General features: G+C 60.5%; 16 protein-coding genes and 1 tRNA gene. 10 read left to right on the plus strand and 7 right to left on the minus strand.

Translation table 11 applies throughout. The features are described from left to right. Positions 1 to 33 precede the first annotated feature (33 nt). The gene (locus HYH08_RS26080; protein WP_220012698.1) at positions 34 to 999 is read right to left on the minus strand and encodes a complex I NDUFA9 subunit family protein; all 966 of its coding nucleotides are present in this window, start codon (positions 997 to 999) and stop codon (positions 34 to 36) included. 139 nt (positions 1,000 to 1,138) lie between these two features. On the opposite strand from HYH08_RS26080, the gene HYH08_RS26085 reads away from it, so the two are divergent. Beyond that, a tRNA-Leu gene (locus tag HYH08_RS26085) sits at positions 1,139 to 1,225 on the plus strand. A gap of 1,203 nt (positions 1,226 to 2,428) precedes the next feature. After that, positions 2,429 to 3,403 (plus strand): hypothetical protein, encoded by a 975-nt coding sequence (locus tag HYH08_RS26090; protein WP_220012699.1) that lies wholly within the window; start codon positions 2,429 to 2,431, stop codon positions 3,401 to 3,403. A 167-nt stretch (positions 3,404 to 3,570) separates the two neighbouring features. Here HYH08_RS26090 and HYH08_RS26095 read toward each other — a convergent pair whose 3' ends face one another. Further along, positions 3,571 to 4,842 (minus strand): MFS transporter, encoded by a 1,272-nt coding sequence (locus HYH08_RS26095; protein WP_220012700.1) that lies wholly within the window; start codon positions 4,840 to 4,842, stop codon positions 3,571 to 3,573. Between the two features lie 331 nt (positions 4,843 to 5,173). Here HYH08_RS26095 and HYH08_RS26100 point away from each other — a divergent pair, with 331 nt between their 5' ends. The 8 genes from HYH08_RS26100 to ptsN all read left to right on the plus strand — a co-directional run bounded on the left by HYH08_RS26100 (position 5,174) and on the right by ptsN (position 13,276). Next, a complete protein-coding gene (locus tag HYH08_RS26100) occupies positions 5,174 to 6,499 on the plus strand; it encodes a UbiA family prenyltransferase (RefSeq protein ID WP_220012701.1) in 1,326 nt (441 codons plus the stop codon). 111 nt (positions 6,500 to 6,610) lie between these two features. Continuing rightward, positions 6,611 to 7,225 (plus strand): ribonuclease D, encoded by a 615-nt coding sequence (locus HYH08_RS26105; RefSeq protein WP_220012702.1) that lies wholly within the window; start codon positions 6,611 to 6,613, stop codon positions 7,223 to 7,225. A gap of 142 nt (positions 7,226 to 7,367) precedes the next feature. Next, a complete protein-coding gene (gene lptC, locus HYH08_RS26110) occupies positions 7,368 to 8,087 on the plus strand; it encodes an LPS export ABC transporter periplasmic protein LptC (RefSeq protein WP_220012703.1) in 720 nt (239 codons plus the stop codon). A gap of 5 nt (positions 8,088 to 8,092) precedes the next feature. Next, entirely contained in the window at positions 8,093 to 8,851 is a 759-nt protein-coding gene (locus tag HYH08_RS26115) for an LptA/OstA family protein (protein ID WP_220012704.1), read from the plus strand. 235 nt (positions 8,852 to 9,086) lie between these two features. Next, complete coding sequence (gene lptB, locus HYH08_RS26120) at positions 9,087 to 10,106, plus strand: LPS export ABC transporter ATP-binding protein (protein WP_220012705.1); 1,020 nt, start codon at positions 9,087 to 9,089, stop codon at positions 10,104 to 10,106. 91 nt (positions 10,107 to 10,197) lie between these two features. Further along, positions 10,198 to 11,811 carry an RNA polymerase factor sigma-54 gene (gene rpoN / locus HYH08_RS26125; RefSeq protein WP_220012706.1) on the plus strand — a complete coding sequence of 538 codons (1,614 nt, stop codon included), beginning with the start codon at positions 10,198 to 10,200 and terminating at the stop codon, positions 11,809 to 11,811. 159 nt (positions 11,812 to 11,970) lie between these two features. Further along, positions 11,971 to 12,582 (plus strand): ribosome hibernation-promoting factor, HPF/YfiA family, encoded by a 612-nt coding sequence (gene hpf / locus HYH08_RS26130; protein WP_220012707.1) that lies wholly within the window; start codon positions 11,971 to 11,973, stop codon positions 12,580 to 12,582. 232 nt (positions 12,583 to 12,814) lie between these two features. Further along, positions 12,815 to 13,276 carry a PTS IIA-like nitrogen regulatory protein PtsN gene (gene ptsN / locus HYH08_RS26135; RefSeq protein ID WP_008141251.1) on the plus strand — a complete coding sequence of 154 codons (462 nt, stop codon included), beginning with the start codon at positions 12,815 to 12,817 and terminating at the stop codon, positions 13,274 to 13,276. A gap of 154 nt (positions 13,277 to 13,430) precedes the next feature. Here ptsN and HYH08_RS26140 read toward each other — a convergent pair whose 3' ends face one another. From HYH08_RS26140 to HYH08_RS26160, 5 genes are all read right to left on the minus strand, one after another. After that, complete coding sequence (locus HYH08_RS26140) at positions 13,431 to 14,558, minus strand: ClpX C4-type zinc finger protein (RefSeq protein WP_220012708.1); 1,128 nt, start codon at positions 14,556 to 14,558, stop codon at positions 13,431 to 13,433. Further along, entirely contained in the window at positions 14,555 to 17,524 is a 2,970-nt protein-coding gene (locus HYH08_RS26145) for an NB-ARC domain-containing protein (protein WP_220012709.1), read from the minus strand. The genes HYH08_RS26140 and HYH08_RS26145 overlap by 4 nt, the downstream gene beginning before the upstream one ends. A 71-nt stretch (positions 17,525 to 17,595) precedes the next feature. Beyond that, positions 17,596 to 18,039 carry a Het-E N-terminal domain-containing protein gene (locus HYH08_RS26150; protein WP_220012710.1) on the minus strand — a complete coding sequence of 148 codons (444 nt, stop codon included), beginning with the start codon at positions 18,037 to 18,039 and terminating at the stop codon, positions 17,596 to 17,598. Between the two features lie 794 nt (positions 18,040 to 18,833). Continuing rightward, positions 18,834 to 19,106: a BQ00720 family protein gene (locus HYH08_RS26155; protein WP_100178644.1), complete on the minus strand. Its 273-nt coding sequence runs from the start codon at positions 19,104 to 19,106 to the stop codon at positions 18,834 to 18,836. A gap of 50 nt (positions 19,107 to 19,156) precedes the next feature. Further along, entirely contained in the window at positions 19,157 to 19,582 is a 426-nt protein-coding gene (locus tag HYH08_RS26160) for an Hsp20 family protein (protein WP_008141238.1), read from the minus strand. Positions 19,583 to 19,840: the final 258 nt, after the last annotated feature.

Genomic DNA, 19,840 nt, shown 5'->3' on the forward strand with positions numbered 1-19,840 from the left:
ACCTCTCCCGCAAGCGGGAGAGGTACAACAAACTCACGCGTTCTTGCGCTGGAACTGGCCCTGCGGGCGGAAACGCCAGAGATATTGGGGGGCGATCGCTTCCAGCGAATCGGGCGTGATGCCGAGGCCTTCCAGCGTCAGGCCAGCCGTCTTCGCCGCATCCGATACGACATTGTCGCGCTCGAGCAGCGTGACCTGGTCCGGTGTCAGCTTGAACGCGCCGGGTGCGAATTGCAGGAAGGCGGCCTTGAGGCGGGCGAGGCCGAACGGCAGAGGGATCAGCGCGCGCTCGCGATCGGTGATCTCGAGGATCGCCTCGATGATCTCGCGCATGGTCAGCACCTCCGGCCCGCCGAGCTCGTAGGTCGCGCCCGCCCTGGCCTTGCCGTCCACCGCGTCCGCAATCGCGGTGGCGACGTCGCCGACATAGACCGGCTGCATCTTCGTCTCGGCGCCGATCAGCGGCAGCACCGGCGACATCCGGGCCAGCGCCGCAAAGCGGTTGGTGAACTGGTCCTCGGGACCGAACATCACGGAGGGGCGGAAGATCGTCGCCGACGGTACGGCCGCCAGCACAGCCGCTTCGCCGGCGGCCTTGGCCTTGGCGTAGCGCGAGGGTGATTCGGCGTCCGCACCGATGGCGGAGACGTGTACCAGGCGCGCCCCCGCGGCCGCAGCCGCCTTGGCGACGGTCTCGGCGCCCTTGGCCTGGACGGCGTCGAACGTCTGCGCGCCGCCCTCGGCCAGAATGCCGACCAGATTGATCACGACATGCGAATCACGCAACGCCGCCTCGACCGAGGCGGGGTAGCGCAGATTGGCCTGGACCAGATGGACCTGCCCGACCTTGCCGGAGGGCTGGAGGTATCCGGCGAGTTCCGGCCGCCGCACCGCAACCCGGACCCGGTAATCCCGCCGGCACAGCGCCCGGACGACATTCCGGCCCAAAAACCCCGATCCGCCGAAAACCGTGACGAGAGTTTCCAGATTCGATGCCATGGGAGCCAATCCTGCGCGAAGAATACGAGATATCAGGCTTCTACCGGCCCGGTGTGCGATGCGCAATCGGCATCCTGAACCATGAATTGACAACGGCGTCACCGAACCTTAGTACACGCCCCCGTGCCCCAAACGGCATGCCCAGGTGGTGGAATTGGTAGACGCGCTGGCTTCAGGTGCCAGTGGCTTAACGGCCGTGAAGGTTCGAGTCCTTTCCTGGGCACCACCCCCAACCCGAGTGGTTGAAATCGCTGATTTGCAGGGGAATTGAGTCGCTGACCGGTACACCTGACCGGAACACAGCGCCATGAATCATCGAACGTCTTACATCTCCCTCGACGCGGATTCCTCGCATTGGAATTTCAGGAGGCGGACACTGTCCGACGTTCCTCCGCATCTTGGACTTCGATAGTTGCTTAGGTGGGGCAGGCCGGATGCCGCTCTCGGCAAAATTGTGATAGGCGTACCCGACAGATATACTTCTTAGACCATCCCCTATTTGCTTTTTCCTCACGAGTGAATTGGTGACCGGACCGGGCGTTTTTCCCATTGGGCTGCTTGTTGGCGCCGCGGTGCTTGGAGGCATCGCTGCACACGCGAACACGCGCGGTGAGCTTCCGGATGAACTCGATGCCGTGCGAGGCGGCCCGAGCGTTGCTGTCTCCCTCACGCCGACAAGGCCCGCCTCCTCCGAAAGCTCCCCGGCCACCAAACGCGCCGACCTTGAGCAACGCGGCAATCCGCTGTGGGGGATTCCGTTCGCCGCCCTCGCAGCGACGCGCGAGCGACCGGTTTTCTCATCGTCGCGCCGGCCCCCCGCGCCAGTGATGGCCCCGCCGCCGCCGCCGCCGGTGCCGATCATCCAACCGCCGGCTCCGGTCGCCGAGACTCCCAGTCTCAATTTGGTTGGCACTGTGGTGAACGACGAGCAAGGGATTGCGGTCTTTTTCGATTCGGCAAGCCGTGCCGTCGTTCGGCTCAAGGTGGGGCAGGCGCATTCCGGTTGGGTCCTGCGCCGCATTGAGGGGCGAGAGACTTCGCTGGAAAAGGATCGACGTACGGTTACGCTCAAACTGCCGCTCCCGGGAGAGTCCGCAATCAGCGTGCCGGTCGAACCGGCTGGACACGCGCCAGTCCCCGCTGTTCTGCCCGGTCTGGCTCGCGTCGATCCAACCGTGCGAGGGCCAGCGCCTCCTCTTACCGCAATTCAGCTTGCCCCGGACTTCTTGCCGGGGGCTGTGCCAAGCTTGACGGGTCGACTTCCGGGACTCTGAGACCGGTTGGTAGAAACGCAGCGCAACAATGCTTGACGTGATGATCGACACGCAGTTAGCCTGACATTGTTTTCGAATGTCCACACGTCAGCGCGGCGTGCATTTTTCTAGCCATGTACGTTGCACAAACAAAATTATTTCGGGAGAACTCATACATGAGTAGCAGGATCTTCGGGTTCATCGCGGTCGTTGTCATCGCGGTGTTTGCGGGCGTGACGGGCGCCTCGGCCCAGAACACCTTCAGCTATGTCTCGTCGACGGGCAATGACGCCAACAGTTGTACGTTCGCGTCGCAATGCAGAACCTTCCAGCGCGCGCACGATCAGACCAACGACGGCGGCATTGTCCAGGCTCTCGATTCGGTTGCCGACTTTGGCCCCGTGACGATCACCAAGGGCATCCGCATTTCCGGAATGGGCGATAACAACCCCAATCAGCGGGCGTACATCACCGTGACCTCCGGCAGCGCCGTCACCGTCAACGCACCCGCCAACAAGGGGGTGACTCTGGTGAATCTGGAATTGAGAGGGTCGGGCACCGGCGATAACGGCGTTCTGTTCAACAGCGGGGGGTTGCTCCAAATCTACGGCAGTTCCATCTATGGTTTTGGAGCGGCCTCGCCCTACGGGCACGGCGTCAAGTTCGCGCCATCGGCGTTCAGCCGATTGGCCATTTTCGGGTCGAACATTAGCGGTAACGGCACGGCCACGACCGGTTCGGCTGTCCAGGTCAATCCAGGATCGGGCGGCGGCGCCCAGGTCGATCTCACCAACATCACCGCCTACAGTAATGCGTTCGGTCTCGCGATCGACACCAGCGGCAGTTCGTCGGGCGTCCAGGCCGTGATTCACGGCGGGGTGATGCAGTTCAACAGGCAGGATGGCGTCGTCATCGTCAGCGGTGCGCCGATCAGCGTGACGCTGGACAACAATGCGCTGATGATGGGCAACGCGGGCTATGGCGTTCGTGCCATCGGTGCCGGGGCGAACATCCGCCTCAATCAGGCGACCATCACCGCCAATACCACAGGCGTCGCGGGCGTGTCAGGCGGCGTGGTCAGCTCCTACGGGAACAACAGCGTCGACGGAAACGCCACCAACGGGACAATGACAATCATTCCCTTGAAATAGCCGACTATCTTTTGCTCTCGATGCAGGTGGTCCAGCCCGCCGGCCGATTTCGGCGGGCTGGACCATGCTGTTTTTATACGGAAGCATCTGGAGAAGAGATTGAGGCGTTCGCCGACCTTTCGCCAGCGGCGATCACCGCGTCGCCGCGGCCGTTGCTGGCGATCCCTTCAAACCACGCGCCTCCCCGCCCGCTCCGCCACCTCCTTCTGCACGAAATACATCGCCACCAGCGTGATGATCGTCGTGGTGACGACGACGTAGCCGATCCGCTCGAAATGCAGCAGCGAGCCGTCGGGCTGTTGCGAGATGATCGCGGCGGCGAGCACCGAGCCTAGTCCGCCGGAGAGCTGCTGCAGCGAGGCGCTGACCGCGCTGAAAGAGCCGCGCTGGCTCTGGTCGGGGATCGCCGAGATCAGCGCCTGCGACGGGATCATGCGCGAGAAGATGCCGACGAACAGCAGCACGTTGACGGCGATCGCGGTCACCAGCGAGACGTGGCCGAGATGGGTGTAGATTAGCACCATGACGACCGTCATCGCGCAGCCGAACACGAAGGTCGGATATTTGCCGAAGGCGTCGCTGGCGCGGCCGACCAGCGGCCCCGTGACGATGCTGAACAGGCCGGAGACCAGATAGATCGTCGGCAGATGCGCCATGTCGATGCCGATATTGTTCACGGTGAAGGCGCTGGAATACGGCATCAGCATATAGCCGCCGGTCGCCAGCAGCGTCGTGACCGCAAACGCGAGCGTGTAGCGCGGCTCACCGACGGTTGCGACCAGATGGTGGAACGGATTTTTGTCCTGCTTCAGCTTCAGATGCGCGTCCACCGGCTCCATGACGAGCCCGACGACGGCGATCGTCACGATCGACAGCCCGACGATCGCGATGAAGCAGACGTGCCAGCTCCAATGGTTGGCGAGATAAAGCCCGGCGGGAATGCCGAGCACCTGGCTCGCGGCGAACGCGGTCTGGATGAAGCCCATCACGCGGCCGCGCAAATGCAGTGCGAACAGATCGGTGACGATGGCCAGCACCACCGAGCCGATCACGCCGCCGAACAATCCGGTCACGATCCGGCCGATCAACAGCACATGGTAGTTCTGTGCCATTGCGCAGAGCAGCGTGCCGAGCGTGAAACCGACATAGAAGAACAGCAGCAGCCGCTTGCGGTCGAAGCGATCGGCAAAACCGGCGGCCAAAATGCCCGAGAGCCCCGCGCTGAACGCGTAGGCCGACACCGCGACGCCAAATTGCCCGGTCGTGATGTCGAGCGCGGGCATCAGGATGGCGCCGAGCGGCGACATGATGATGAAGTCGAGGATGATCGTGAACTGCGTGAACGCGAGCAGCGCGACGAGGAGTGACTGGTAGCGCGTAAAGCCGCGCTGGATTTGCGGTTGATCGTCGATTGGCGCAGCGAGCGTTTGTTCGGACATGAGACTCATTCGTGGTGAGGGGTCGGCCACAGATGGGGTGGGCCGGTACGATTTTCACCGGACGCATGGCGCAAGTTCCCGCCGGAAAATCGTGCTCGCCCCGTATTGTGGGATCCGTGCAACAGTGTGGACTTGCCGGCCGCGGCAACTCGAATCCGCAGCAATTCCGCACTAATCCGAGTGAGCTCCACCTCAGCGGCTGCCGCTTTTTGCCCCCGATTAAGCCGCCCTTAGCGAATGCCCGCTAGGCTCGCGTCCGTCCATTTCCCTGCTCCCCGGTCCTCTCAGCCCCTTGGGGCCGGTCGTGTTGCGGTCAATAGAGCGTTTTCGGATGGAGCAGCCTGCCTGGAGCACCGATTCTGGCGCGCCCGCACCGTCGGCGACGGTGGCGGCTGCGCGGACGCTCGTGATCGATCTCGAAGGCGCCCTGCTGCGCTCCCAGCTGTTGATGGAGGCGCTGTTCTCCAGGCCCGCCCTGATGCTGGCCCGGTTCGGCGCGGGCGGACGGGCCGGCATGGCGGCGCTCACCGACGTGCTGGCGCGGGCCGAGATCGACTACGCGCACCTGCCCTATGACACCGATGTGCTGAACCAGGCCCTGGCAGCGCGGGCGCGGGACGCAAAGATCTATCTCGTCGCGGGGCGCTTTGCGGATCACGCGGCGGGCATTGCCGCGCATCTCGGCTTCGACGGCGTTGTGACGCCGGTTGATCTCGCGGCCGGCAACGCCCTGCCGTTCGATCGCGCCGCCATCGACCGCATCGACAGCCGCGCGCGCAACAGTGCCGGCCTGAAAACCTGGGCGAAGGCGCTGCGCGTCTATCAATACGCCAAGAACACGCTGGTGTTCGTGCCAGCGATCACCGCGCATCAGATGAACTGGCCGACGCTCGGCTATGCGCTGCTGGCGTTCATGGCGTTCTCGGCCTGTGCCTCGGGCGCCTATCTGATGAACGATCTGCTCGATCTCGCCGCGGACCGGCAGCATCCGACCAAGTGCCATCGCGCGCTCGCGGCCGGCGATCTCAAGATCTCGTCCGCGCTGCTCGCGATCCCTGCCCTGTGGCTGTTCGCGGTCGCTGCCTCCCTCTTGATCTCGCCTTTGTTCCTCGGCGTGCTCGGCGCTTATCTCGCCACCACGATCGCCTATTCGCTCGTCCTCAAGCGCAAGATGCTGGTCGACGTCGTCACGCTCGCCGGCCTTTACAGCCTGCGCATCATCGCCGGCGCCGTCGGCGTCGGCGTCGTGCTGTCGGAATGGCTGCTGATCTTCTCGCTGTTCGTGTTCACCTCACTGGCGCTGATCAAGCGCTTCAGCGAACTCAGCATGCGCGAGAGTGCCGGCCTTGCCGATCCCTCCAACCGCGACTATCGCGTCACCGATCTGCAGATCATCGCCGCCATGGCGGCAGCGAGCGCGATGAACGCGGTGACGGTGTTCTCGCTCTACGTCTCCTCCTCCGCGGTGATGCCGCTCTACAGCCGGCCCTGGATGCTGTGGCTGCTCAATCCGCTGCTGCTGTACTGGTTCGGCCGGGCCTTGATGATGGCGCATCGCCGCGAGATGCCGGACGATCCTATTCTGTATGCGTTCCGCGACGGCCCCAGCCGCATCACCGTCGCCGCGATGATCTGCATCATGCTGGCCGCGATCTGACGGCCCGCTTGCGTGGCCTGCCCGCAGTGGCTACATCGCGGGTAATCCGATTAACTTATGCTGCCGACGGATCGATTCGACCCAAGGTTTTGACCAAGGTTTTGACACGCCATGACCGTACGCCTGCATCGCGGCGATTTGCCCGACCTGTCCCGCTACACCTCGGCGGTCGCAATCGACACCGAGACCATGGGGCTGAACCCGCACCGTGACCGGCTCTGCGTGGTGCAGCTCTCGCCGGGCGACGGCAGCGCCGACGTGGTGCAGATCCCCAAGGGTCACACCGACGCGCCGAACCTGAAGGCGCTGCTGGCCAATCCGGCCATCACGAAAATCTTCCATTTCGCGCGGTTCGACGTCGCGGTGCTGTACCAGACCTTCGGCGTCATGACCGGGCCGATCTACTGCACCAAGATCGCCTCCCGCCTGACCCGCACCTATACCGATCGCCATGGCCTGAAGGACCTTGTCCGCGAGGTGCTCAATGTCGATCTCTCCAAGCAGCAGCAATCCAGCGACTGGGGCTCCGACAGCCTGACTGAGCCGCAGCTCGCCTATGCCGCCTCCGACGTGCTGCACCTGCACGCCCTGCGCGAGCGGCTCGACGCCATGCTGGTGCGGGAGGGCCGCTCCCAGCTGGCAAAGGCCTGTTTCGAGTTCCTGCCGACCCGCTGCCTGCTCGACCTGCAGGGTTGGGAGGAAGAGGACATTTTCGCGCATTCCTGAGCCGTCACCCGCCGGCTAGGTTGGGCCAGCGCCCCGTTTCGGACACTTTCCTGCGGCCTGTCCAAGGCTGCATATCTTGGCGGCGCCGGTTACAATGGCCCGCCTATAGACCGGACAAGGCGAGCGACACCCTGGAGCACAGGTGAATTCGGCCCAGAATCCCACCTACGACGCCGCGCTTGCGGCGAAGTTCGCCAGCGCGGCGCGCCATAGCCGTCTGGTGCGGATTCTTCGCGTCGCGGTCCCGGTGACAGTGGCTGCGTCCATGGCGGCGATCGTCGCGGTCTCGACCTTCCTCAATCCGTTCCAGATCCCGGTGAAGCTCGACTCCGGAAATCTCGTGGTAACCGGCACCAAGATCACGATGGAATCGCCGCATATGTCCGGCTTCACCCCGGACCAGCGGCCCTACGAGCTCTGGGCCAAGACCGCGACGCAGGACATCACCGACCCCGATCATGTCGATCTCGCCGACCTGCGCGCAAAGGTGCTGATGGAGGATCAATCGACCTTGTTCCTCGATGCAAAAACCGGCCGCTTCGACAACAAGCAGCAGCAGCTCGATCTGCACAAGGACATCTTCCTGCGCACCTCGACCGGCTATGAGGCGCGGCTGAATTCCGCCTTCGTCGACATGAACAAGGGCACCGTCTCCTCGGACGAGCGCGTCGACGTCAAGCTGACCAACGGCACACTGACCGCCGATCGCTTGCGCATCACCGAAGGCGGCGACGTCATTCGTTTCGAAGGCAATGTGGTGATGCATCTGGACAAGCTGGACGACGGCGCCGCGCAGCCCGCACCGGTCGAGCCTGCGCCGCCGCAGGCCAAATCGAAGAACAAATCCGCCAATTCAAAGTGATTTTCATGATCTCGTCTTTTCCGCGCAACGACGGCAGGCGCAGCGCCATCATCAATGCGGCCGCACTCGCTGCCGCGTTCACGCTTGTCGCAACCGGTGCGGCGCTTGCACAGAGCACGGTGCAGGGCCAGCCCAACGCACTGCAAGGCTTTTCGCAGAATCGCGATCAGCCGATCCAGATCGAAGCCGCTTCGCTCGAGATGCGCGACAAGAAGAAGGAGGCGACCTTCTCCGGTAATGTGAAGGTCATCCAGGGCGACACCACCATGACCTCGAAGACGCTCGTGGTGTTCTACGAGTCCAGCGGCGGCGACAAGCCGGCGACGCCGCAGCAGCCTGCGCCGGCCAAGGGCGCGAAGGCACCTCCGATGCAGTCTGCGACACCGGGGCCAGGCGGCAGCTCCTCGATCAAGCGGCTCGAGGCCCACGGCAATGTCGTGGTGACCCAGAAGGACCAGGTCGTCACGGGCGAGACGGCCGTCTTCGATACCAAGACCAACCTCATCACCATGTTCGGCGGGGGTTCGGGCCAGGTGGTCATGACGCAGTGCAAGAACGTGATGCGCGGCGACCGGCTGAAGGTCGACATGACCACCGGCGTGTCGCGGGTGGAATCCGACAGCGGCCGGGTGCAGGTATTGCTACCCCAGGGCGCCGGCAATGATTGCGGATCCGGCAGCCCCGCCGCTCCAGCTGCTCCAGCCGCTCCGGCCAAACCCGGCGCAGCTTCGCCGCTGCAGCTGCCCGGACTCGGGAAAAAGTAAATTCCGAAAGGAAACTCAACGGCTTGCGTCAGATGCGACCGATCCGAGGTTGAAGCTTGCGTGGTGAGGCTGTATCTAGCGCGCAGGGCTTTCGAAGCGGGGTCCGCCGCTTTTCGGGCGTGTTTCACTGGGCATGAGACATCCCTTCACTCATGCTGTGTCGGCGAATCGCAAAGCCGGTGCAGCAGATTGCGCGAATGCCGCGCAAGAGAACGCGCAAGGCTAGAAGGCGGGGATGGTCGATCTCTTCAGCATGTTCCGTCGGCGCCCCGCCAAGCGCGGCCGGCCAGGATTTGCGCGTCAGGACATCACTGACCTCGGCAGTAGCGTCGGCGGTCTCGTGCCCAGCCCCGTCAGGGATGCACCGCCGATTGCCCGAGACCAGCCGATGCGTGCGCCCGACCAGTTCCAAGGGGATTACAGCGGGGATTACAGCGCGGACTACCAGGCCGAGCCGTCGCGCGCCCCGGTCCACCCGGTCAGGGCCGCCGTCCGGCCCAACGGCGCCGGCGGGCCGCAGCTTCTGAAGCGGCCGGGCTTCCTGGCTGTGCATAGCGTGGAAAAGAGTTTTGGCAGCCGCCAGGTCGTGCGCGGCGTCAGCATCTATGTGCGCCGCGGCGAAGCCGTCGGTCTGCTCGGCCCGAACGGTGCCGGCAAGACCACCGTGTTCTACATGATCACCGGCCTGATCAAGGCCGATCGCGGCGCGATCGAGCTCGATGGTCACGACGTCACCAAGCTGCCGATGTATCAGCGCGCGCGGCTCGGCATCGGCTATCTGCCGCAGGAAGCCTCGATCTTCCGCGGCCTCACCGTCGAGCAGAACATCCGCGCCGTGCTCGAAGTGGTCGAGCCCTCGCGCAAGAAGCGCGAGCAGCAACTCGACTCGCTGCTGGACGAATTCAACATCACGCGCCTGCGGAAATCGCCGTCGATTGCGCTGTCGGGCGGTGAGCGTCGCCGCGTCGAGATCGCGCGCGCACTCGCCACGCGTCCGAACTACATGCTGCTCGACGAGCCTTTCGCGGGCATCGATCCGATCGCGGTCGGCGACATCCAGGATCTCGTCCGCCATCTCACCAATCGTGGCATCGGTGTGCTCATCACCGACCACAATGTGCGCGAGACGCTCGGCCTCACCGACCGTGCCTATATCGTCTATGCCGGTGAAATCTTGACTGAGGGAAGCCCGGATGAGATCGTTGCGGACCCGGATGTCCGCCGCCTTTACCTTGGCGAGGAATTCCGCCTCTAGCCCGTTTTTGCGTTTCGTCAAGACGTGTACATCGGGCTCAGACTAGGATAAGCAAAAATCGGACCAATTTTTTGGGAACGGTTCTTGCTTCATGGCGCTCACGCAGAGATTAGAGTTCCGACAATCGCAGTCGCTGGTCATGACGCCGCAGCTGATGCAGGCGATCAAGCTGCTGCAATTGTCCAATCTCGATCTCACGACCTTCGTGGAGGAGGAACTCGAGCGTAACCCCCTGCTGGAGCGGGCCAATGACGAGGCTCCCGGCGGCGAGGCCCCAGCCGAGACCGGCCAGTACAGCGATTCCGACGGCGGCCACAATGACGAGCCCGGGGGCGGCCCGGGCGAGGCGTTCGAGCCCGGCCAGGAAGAATGGATGAGCAAGGATCTCGGCACCCGCGCCGAGATCGAGCAGACCCTGGACACGGGCCTCGACAACGTCTTCTCCGAGGAACCGGCCGAGGCGGCCGCGCGCAACGCCCAGGACGCGGCGCCGACCACCTACACCGAATGGGGCGGCGGTGCCTCCGGTGACGAAGACTACAATCTCGAGGCTTTTGTCGCGGCCGAGACAACGTTGTCGGACCATCTCGCCGAGCAGCTCTCGGTCGCCTTCACCGGCGCCGCGCAGCGCATGATCGGCCAGTATCTGATCGACCTCGTCGACGAGGCCGGCTATCTGCCGCCCGATCTCGGCGGAGCCGCCGAGCGTCTCGGCGCATCGCAAAAGGACGTCGAGGACGTCCTTGCCGTACTGCAAAAATTCGATCCGCCCGGCGTCTGCGCGCGGTCCTTGAGCGAATGCCTGGCGATCCAGCTGCGCGAGCTCGACCGCTACGATCCCGCAATGCAGGCGCTGGTCGAGCATCTCGACGTCCTCGCCAAGCGCGACATCGCGAGCTTGCGCAAGCTCTGCGGCGTCGACGACGAGGACATCGCCGATATGATCGGCGAGATCCGAAGGCTCAATCCCAAGCCCGGCATGAAGTTCGGCTCGGCGCGGCTCCAGACCATGGTGCCCGACGTCTATGTCCGCCCGGGTCCGGACGGCGGCTGGCATGTCGAGCTCAACAGCGACACCTTGCCGCGCGTGCTGGTCAACCAGACCTATTACTCCGAGCTGTCGAAGAAGATTGGCAAGGACGGCGACAAGTCCTACTTCACCGACGCGCTGCAGAACGCCACCTGGCTGGTGCGCGCGCTCGACCAGCGCGCCCGCACCATCCTGAAGGTTGCGACCGAGATCGTGCGCCAGCAGGACGGCTTCTTCACCCACGGCGTCGCGCATCTGCGGCCGCTCAATCTGAAGGCCGTCGCCGACGCCATCCAGATGCATGAATCCACGGTGTCGCGCGTCACCGCCAACAAATACATGGCGACAAATCGCGGCACATTCGAGCTGAAATATTTCTTCACGGCCTCGATCGCCTCGGCCGACGGCGGCGAGGCGCATTCGGCCGAAGCCGTGCGCCACCACATCAAGCAGCTGATCGATTCGGAGGAGCCGTCCGCGATCCTGTCGGATGATACCATCGTGGAACGCTTGCGCGCTTCGGGCATTGATATTGCCCGCCGCACGGTCGCGAAGTACCGCGAAGCCATGCGCATCCCGTCCTCGGTGCAACGCCGTCGTGACAAGCAGAGCGCCCTTGGTAACGTCCTCTCCACCGCAATGTCCGATCGCTCCCGCAACACCGAACCGGCCTGATTGCGCTGGCGCCAAATCGCGCTACTCTCATCCCCCATTCGCGACCGATCCAAGCACGCGCATGATCCGGAAAAGTTTTCCGACAAGATCATGCGCAGGGAATAACCAGGCTGCGATGACGCGTCATCGTGGCCTGGAGCAAACCAAGCGAGGCATCACATGACTCTTCGGATTTCGGGCAAGAGCGTCAGCGTCGGCGAGGCCCTGCGCGGCCGCGTTTCCGACCGGACTGAAGAGGTCCTGCGCAAATATTTCGACGGCAATTATTCCGGCCACATCACGCTGAGCAAGGACGGCTTCGGCTTCCGCACCGATTGCGCGCTGCACCTTGATTCGGGAATTACGCTGGAGGCCGATTCCAACGCGCCGGACGCCTATGCCAGTGCCGACCAGGCCCTGATCATGATCGAGAAGCGGCTGAAGCGTTACAAGAGCCGGCTCAAGGACCGCTCGGCGCGCAAGGCCCATGTCGCCTCCGCCGCACTCGCCGCGCTGGACGCGACGGCTTACGTGCTGGAAGCCCCGGGCGAGGGGGAGGAGGAGGACGAGGTCACCGGCTACAACCCCGTGATCATCGCGGAGGCCACGACATCGCTGAAGCAGCTCTCGGTCAGCGAAGCCGTCATGGAACTGGACCTCAGCGGGGCACCTTGCCTGGTATTCCAGCATGGCTCCTCGGGCCGGGTGAACATCATCTATCGCCGGGCCGACGGCAATGTCGGCTGGATCGACCCGCCGGGCGCGAAACCGGACGGCAAGGCCGGCGGTTAGGGCCGAAACCCGAGCCCCCGGTCGGCCCCGTATCAACCACAGGTCTTAACAATGACCGTGGCAAAGCCGCACGCGGGAGTTGGCACCGGGATTGCGTTGGAGTAGAAGCGCCCCACATCAAGAACGGGGCTAAGTCCCCCTTCTGCTTGACCTTCTTGACGCCGGCCGAGCTCGATCTAATCGAGACGGTCAATTCGGAACCTGACGGTTTAATTCACCTCGGAACACTTCCATGCCGATTACCGATCTGGTCGCCCCCGAGGCGATACTTCCGGCATTGAAGGTCAACAGCAAGAAGCAGGCGCTCCAGGAGCTCGCGGCGAAGGCCGCCGAGCTGACCGGTCAGAACGAGCGCTCGGTGTTCGAGGTGCTGCTCCAGCGCGAGAAGCTCGGCACCACCGCGGTCGGCTACGGCGTCGCCATTCCCCACGGCAAGCTGCCCAAGTTGGAAAAGATCTTTGGCCTGTTTGCGCGGCTCGACCGCCCGATCGATTTCGAAGCGATGGACGGCCAGCCGGTCGATCTCGTCTTCCTGCTGCTCGCCCCCGAAGGCGCCGGTGCCGATCACCTCAAGGCCCTCGCCCGCATTGCCCGCCTGCTGCGCGACCAGGACATCGCCAAGAAGCTGCGCGCCTCGCGCGATGCCCAGGCGATTTATTCGGTGCTGGCGCTGCCGCCGGCGACGGCGGCTTAACCTTTCCCGTTCGAACCCGCGCCGCGCCGTCTGCGACTTATTTGCAGCCGGGAGATGCGATATTTTGCCACCGGCAAGGTTATGGCCCGGAAGCTCTCGTGGAGGCATTCGCCGGCTCCACGAGGCCCGTGTGCAGCATAGAGCTTAGCGAGTCTTAGAGAAATCTTTCGATAAAATCCTTCTCAATTGTAATGGTCTTCGAAGCATCTCTGAAGCCCGTTTCAAAAGAGGCGCTCAAAGTTAGTCTAGATAAAAGGGCTTGGACCGACTTAAGACCGAAGTGCATCTCATTGACGCGCTTAGCGATAGCTCCTAACGCATCGGGCGAAAATTCCGCCGTGATGCCCACCTCAGACAATCGCTTGACGCAGCCCTCAATTGCATCGGATCCGGAGCCGGTCAAGAACTCATAGATCTGTGTCGGCGATGGGAGTTGAAGCCGCTCGATATAAGAGAATTCGCTCACGATCTTTGCGGATATCCCGCATGCAATCAATTGGTCAGACAGACTGGCATCTGCGGACAAAGAACCAGCCGCTCTGTGTTTTACCCAGCCCCGCTCCGGCTCGTACACTAGCGGTAGAGTAGTCGTGACCACGAATGTCAGCCCTTCTGTTGAGAGCTGGATAGCTTCGGTCTGGGCGGTCCGCCTCGTCACGGGGGTAGAAGACACGAATACTTCGTCCCCTCGCAATATTGAGGAAAGCTCCTCTTGTGTCGATTGCAGTTCGGGTCGACAAAGGAATTCGATATTTTCAAGTAGGACGACCACGTGCGTCGCTAGGTCGACGTTGAAGTCTACTGAGGCTAGGAGTTCGCGGAAAGGGTCGCGAGATCCTCGCCATTGAGAGGGCCGAAATGACGATGCATCGATTCTGAAGAAGGGCCTCTTAAACTGATTGCAAGCTTCCAAGATGAGCTCGGAAGCGCCGCAGCCTATCGGGCCCGACAACAAGATACGCGCTGCTCTAGAGGCTCGCTGTTCGGATTGCGGCCGGGCAAGCAAGCTGCACAATTCTGTTGCCGAAGTATTCCAGGGAAACTTCTTAGCCAAGTAAGCGTGTACATCAAGCGACGACGATCCATCTACGATCAATGAAGAGCGGTTCTCTTCACGAATAATATCACCGCAGAGATCTACACATTCGTCGCAAATGAAGACCGTAGGGCCGGCGATCAACTTTCTTACTTCATGTTGGGATTTACCACAAAATGAACAATAAAGGGTCTTGTTAGAGGAGTCATCGGACCCGCTTTCCTTAGAGGAGGGCTTCGGCTTCAAGACAATAACTCCCGGGGTAAGGCAAAGCCGATGTTGTAGTGTCGGCGCAGAATTCTCTGATCAAAGGGCGGTAGAGAGGGGCTCTGTACTCCGCATCGATGCAAAATAGCCCGAGCGTCGCGCACAATCCGCATAAGCGCAAATGGAGGCCCATCGCACCAAGCCAGCCTCATCGCCTCACTCGCATATTCCACTGATTGATCTTTTGCGCCTACGATCTGAGCTGCTTGGGCAAGCAGTACCATGCGCTCCGCGCGAGGCTCGACAATTCGATAAACAGGAGAAATCGATTCGATCGATTGGAGATAATTGACGGCAAGGGTCGGAAGTTTGGCCCTCAAGGCCGTTCTCGCTAAAGCGATGATGGTCTCGCATTCGGGCCCAATCAAAAGCTGTTTCCGAGCGACTTCAAGTAGCTGCAAGAGCCTTTCTTGCGTAAGCTCACTGCCAAGTTCGGCTTGGTCCAACTCAGCCAGGAATATTCCAGAGTAAATCTGTAAACTTGAAATTCGGCTGCGCTCGGCAATTCTAAGTGCATGCTCAGCCCAGCGTCGCGCTGCCTTCAGATCGGGCGAATTGTCTGCATAGAATGTTGCCGCCAGATTTAGACTCGTGATCCCGACTGACGACTCCGTGTCGAGCCCGCGCGATTCAAACGCGCCCAGAGCTTGCAGCAGCGCAGCGCGTGCATGCTCTACGAATCCCAAGCGGAGCAATATCTCTCCCAACAAGGACAGACTGTGCGAACGCTTTTTCTGGCTTACGGCTTTGTCTGATGTCTGAAGAGTTAACGAGTAAGCGCGAAATAGATTGCCGCAAGCAAATTCTGACTCTGCTAAGTTTGTGATTAAGGTCGGGTCATCAGACGATTCATGCATCCTCGCCGACCCGAGGGCAGAGCCAAACCATTTTATTGCCGAGTCATTCAGGCAACTTCGCGAATAAACAAGGCCTAGGTTATTTTCGGCATAGGCTCGATCGTGGGGAAGAAAAATTGCATCACTGCCTTCGGGCAAGGTTTCGAACAGCGCTTCCATCATTTGGATGACGATGTGCGCCATTCCTAAGCGGAAAACGGCGTCATCAAAGAAATTCTGATCGAGTAAAGTAAAAGCCTCGGCGTGCCTCCCAAGCTCCAACAAGACGTAGTAATATTGAACTAGATCCTGATAATTTCGCTCCATTCCTTGTGCTGCAAAAGAGTCGTCTAGCTCGAAGTAGCTCTCGTGAGCTTCGATGACAATGCGCTGCCCCAGAGCGCCTATGAGGTGCCATACGACTCCTCGGACTATTGGGTGTACATCAAAAGTGTAAGTCGCAATATCCCATCCAACCAGCCCTCTATCTTCAAGCTCTTCAAGAGCTGCATCTAGTTCAGAGATAGATTGTAGCGTCTTCGACGGCCCGACTACCATTGTCTGTAGAATCGCGAATGTGGGAGGCCAACGAAAGGCAGCAATTGCTGATAACACGAAAAGTGGTCCGCTTTTTAACTCGCGCGTTGCGTAAGATAGAACGTGATTGCGTCGCTGAACCAGGCTGAGCTGTGTCGGTTGAAATCCAGGGTTTTCGGCCAACCACCTAGAGAGTGAGCCCTGTGCCGATTTACTTTGAACGACCGCGCCCGCTAAAGCTCTGATCCCGAGGGGATACCACTTGATTGACTCGGCGAATTTAATGAACTCGCCTAGCTTAAACTTCAGCCCAAGCTTCTTCGCGAAAGATACGGCGTCGTCGCTTTCGAGCCCCTCAAGATCAATGGTCCTCACTGAGCGTAGATGAATGCCATCTGCCCCTTCGAATGCCGCAGGATATAGGCGACTGGTTATAAGGATTCGACTGTTGTTGCATGTCGTCAAATCGTACAGGAATGCGTCGGCACGTCGGTCGAAACACTCTCGAAAGCGTCTGCTATCGAAGTGAGCAGTCTGGCTTTGCTGCGACGGGATCTCCTCAAGTGAGAAGCTATCGAATTCTTGCTGTCTTGTATCTTCGGAGTAAGCGCTCATTATGCGCTCTAACCCGTCTAGGCAGAGGAGGAAGCGGCGTTGCCGAAGATGACTTAGAAGGTCTCTGGCATTTGCCTCAACGCTTCGCTTCGATATGTCAGAAGGTAGGACGGCGGACACGTAGGAAAGTGCTTGAACGATGAAGCGCTCAAACGTGGCGTCAGATTCGTAGAAGCTCCACCATATAAATCCTTCAAAGTCGGAGCCGAGAGTTTCTTGTCGATCATTGCACCAACTCCACGCGAGTGCAGTTTTTCCCATGCCACCAAGTGCACGAATGACAAGCACGGGAGTGCATTCGTTTGCGGGGGCGGGCGGCGACCAATGATCGAGCTTCGCAATTTCTTTGGTGCGGCCAGAGAACGTTTCCGTGTTATGGAGAGCGTACCCATGAGGCAAAAACGGTCGCGGCAGAGGCGGGATGTGACCAAGTAGCCTGTCGCTCTCGTCAAGAGGCAGGCCAGTACGAAGCCTAAAGAGAGATTCGACAAGCGCGATGCGAAGTGCAAACGGCGTTTGAACCTTCAAAAACTCTTGATGCTCAGTCAGACGGTCTACGAACAAGTCCGCTTCCGTCGAAGCCGATTTAATCTCAAAGTTGTGATCCGCGCCCTCCGGCTTAAGTGCCTGGAAGACGACAATCGGCCTACGCAATTCGAGCGCACGCTCATACTGAGCTTTCGCAATCGAAAGCAGCTCAAAGTCCCGGTAAGGTTTGAACGTTCCGCTCTCGACGAGCAGAACTAGAACATCGCATTCATCAACAAGCTTTGCAGCTGCAGTTAAATCAATCGGTTGGAATCGATCGCGTGGTTTCTGCTTTATCTGTTGCAGGCCCAGCTTTCGAATACACCGAGAGGCTTCATTATGAAATTCTGGTAGATCACTAATCCTCGACAAGAGAACCGAATATCTTCGGCTTCTGTCGCGGCCATTGAGAAATACGTTCAGGTTCACATCATTGCCAGCATGAATGATGCCAGCTTGAACCCCTATACCGGCAGCGAGTGGGGTCTGGTCCGCTGCCGTTACGAATTTCCCGCGTCGCCGACCTTCAAGCCGTCAATGTTGAAATTCCCTGCAAGCTTAGCTTTTCCTATCGAGATCCCTGTTCCATCGGTTACTGTGATCGACTTTAGATTTACTTCCAAAGCTTCCAATTGCCCAATGGAAATCCCGGTGAGAGGTTCGGTTTTAAGGGCTGCCGAAAGAGCTTTAACAAGTGGATCGATTGCTGATTTTTCTTCACTTGGCAATTGATCGATCAATTCAGCTAGCACCGCTTTTCGCGCATTGGAGTTTGGAGATTTCTCCAACTGAGCGACGTCGTCCGCTGCCCATGTCGAAATTTTTGCTTTAAGAGCAGAGTACGCCGACTTGGCCGCTTCTCCAGCAAACCCCTTGATCGCGCCGTCGGCCGCTAGCGAAAGCGCAGAAGCACAGAGAAAACCCAGAGTCACAGGATCTGGCATTATAAAATCCACAGTTTGTCAAAATCGATCAAGTATACGTAACTCAAAGGCACTCGCGCAAGTAGACTTAGGTGGTCATAGGGAAAGCTCCCGGGAAAATTGCCTCGGGCTAGACTGGCATCATCCAGAGCAACCGAAACGTCGTCCTATTATTGGATCATCATGATTTGAGAAAACTGCCATCCGGGGAGGAGCGAATATAAGCACGCATATATCGTCCTCCAAGTGTGGATGCAGCCGAGCGAGAAATGTCACCGCCGTCGGACGAAATGCGAGGACGGGCGCAACAATCAATGATCCGACAAGAATATCCGCGTCAGAACGCACGAACGCCGAACGATTGGCTCGTGTCCCGATCACCCGTCCACCTAGGGGTTATGAGCAAAAAGGCCGGCAACCTTCATCAATTCGGCTTTGAGCAGGGACGCTGCCTTCAGGGTGACGCCTCGTTTAGTGGGCCCGATCGATTCCGTCGCATCCGGCCCAGTTGACGATGCCTGGCTAGATTTCCGCTTTGACTCATGAAGGGTTTGCTGCCGAGCGAATCTCGGGTGCCTAACAACGGCGCCAATTCTCTTCCGCTAAGTTTTCGTAGCCGACGCTAAACGGGATAGCTTAGCAGCGCGTCGGCCTAACTTGTTCAACGGTGGTTGAGGCCTGATGAAACCGGCAACTCAATCAAGCCAATCTGAAATACAATCAACTCTGGGAAAATGCTCATCTAAAAACAAACGGGCACGCCTTCCTGCGAAGGCATGCCCGCTTGAAACTCTATTCGTGCGACGCGCCTGCGCTCAGTGCACGCTCACCGCCTGCAGCTCGTTGCTCCAGGCATTCGCAATCGCGGCTTCGCGGCTGTCGGTCAGCATGATCGGCGTGCCGTCGGCGGCGTGGAGCGCGAAAAGCTTGAGACCCGGCGCGATCTTCGGCGCCTCGGGGAACAGGCCCGGTACGTCCTCGGAGCGGATCTGCTTCACATAGGCGATATGACCTTCGCCCAGGGTTGCCAGCGTCTCGGGCGAGACGGCTTTGGCTTCGTATTCGAACGCAACGTGACCTTCACTCATGGTCTCGACTCCTTCACAGAACTAAGCGGTCGAGTCCGCTACTCGTTCCATTATTCGTGCTCATTGATAGCGATTGTCTTAACGATCCTCTCCGGTTCAGGCCGGGCAAGATCGATCGACAACAGCCCGTTCTTCAGATCCGCACCCAGCACCAGCATCCCCTCGGCCAGCACGAAGGTACGCTGGAAGTGGCGCGCGGCAATGCCGCGATGGATGTATTGCCGGGTCTTGTCGTCCTGCTGCCGTCCGCGAATGACGAGCTGGTTTTCCTCAATGGTTACATCGAGTTGGTCGCGGGTGAAGCCGGCGACCGCCAGCGTGATCCGTAAGCGTTCGGGCTGGCCGTCCGCTTGGCCGCACCTCTCGATATTGTAGGGAGGGTAGCCGTCGGCGCCTTTGACGACCCGATCGAGCACGCGCTCGATCTCGTCGAAGCCCAGCAGGAAGGGACTGGAGAGCGTTGGAACACGAGACATAGTTTACAAAGTCCTCTCGAAGCGACTTTGGTGTTTCGGGGCCCGGGAGCGGCACCCCTTGGTCTGCAATATGGGCATATCCCCGTGTGGGTTCAAGGACGTAGCGGGAGTGCTGTGGATGGGCCGCTTTGCCGCCGCCCGCTCTGCTATCGCACAAAATGCTGTCAGTTTGGCGTGGCCGGCAGGCGCGCTTGCGGGTCGACTCTGCGGGGGCGGTTTATCGCAATGAAAACAGCGCCCCTTCTACGGTGCATGGGG

This window comes from Bradyrhizobium sp. BR 10289 (assembly GCF_019455385.1).
In the GTDB taxonomy this organism is placed as follows: domain Bacteria; phylum Pseudomonadota; class Alphaproteobacteria; order Rhizobiales; family Xanthobacteraceae; genus Bradyrhizobium.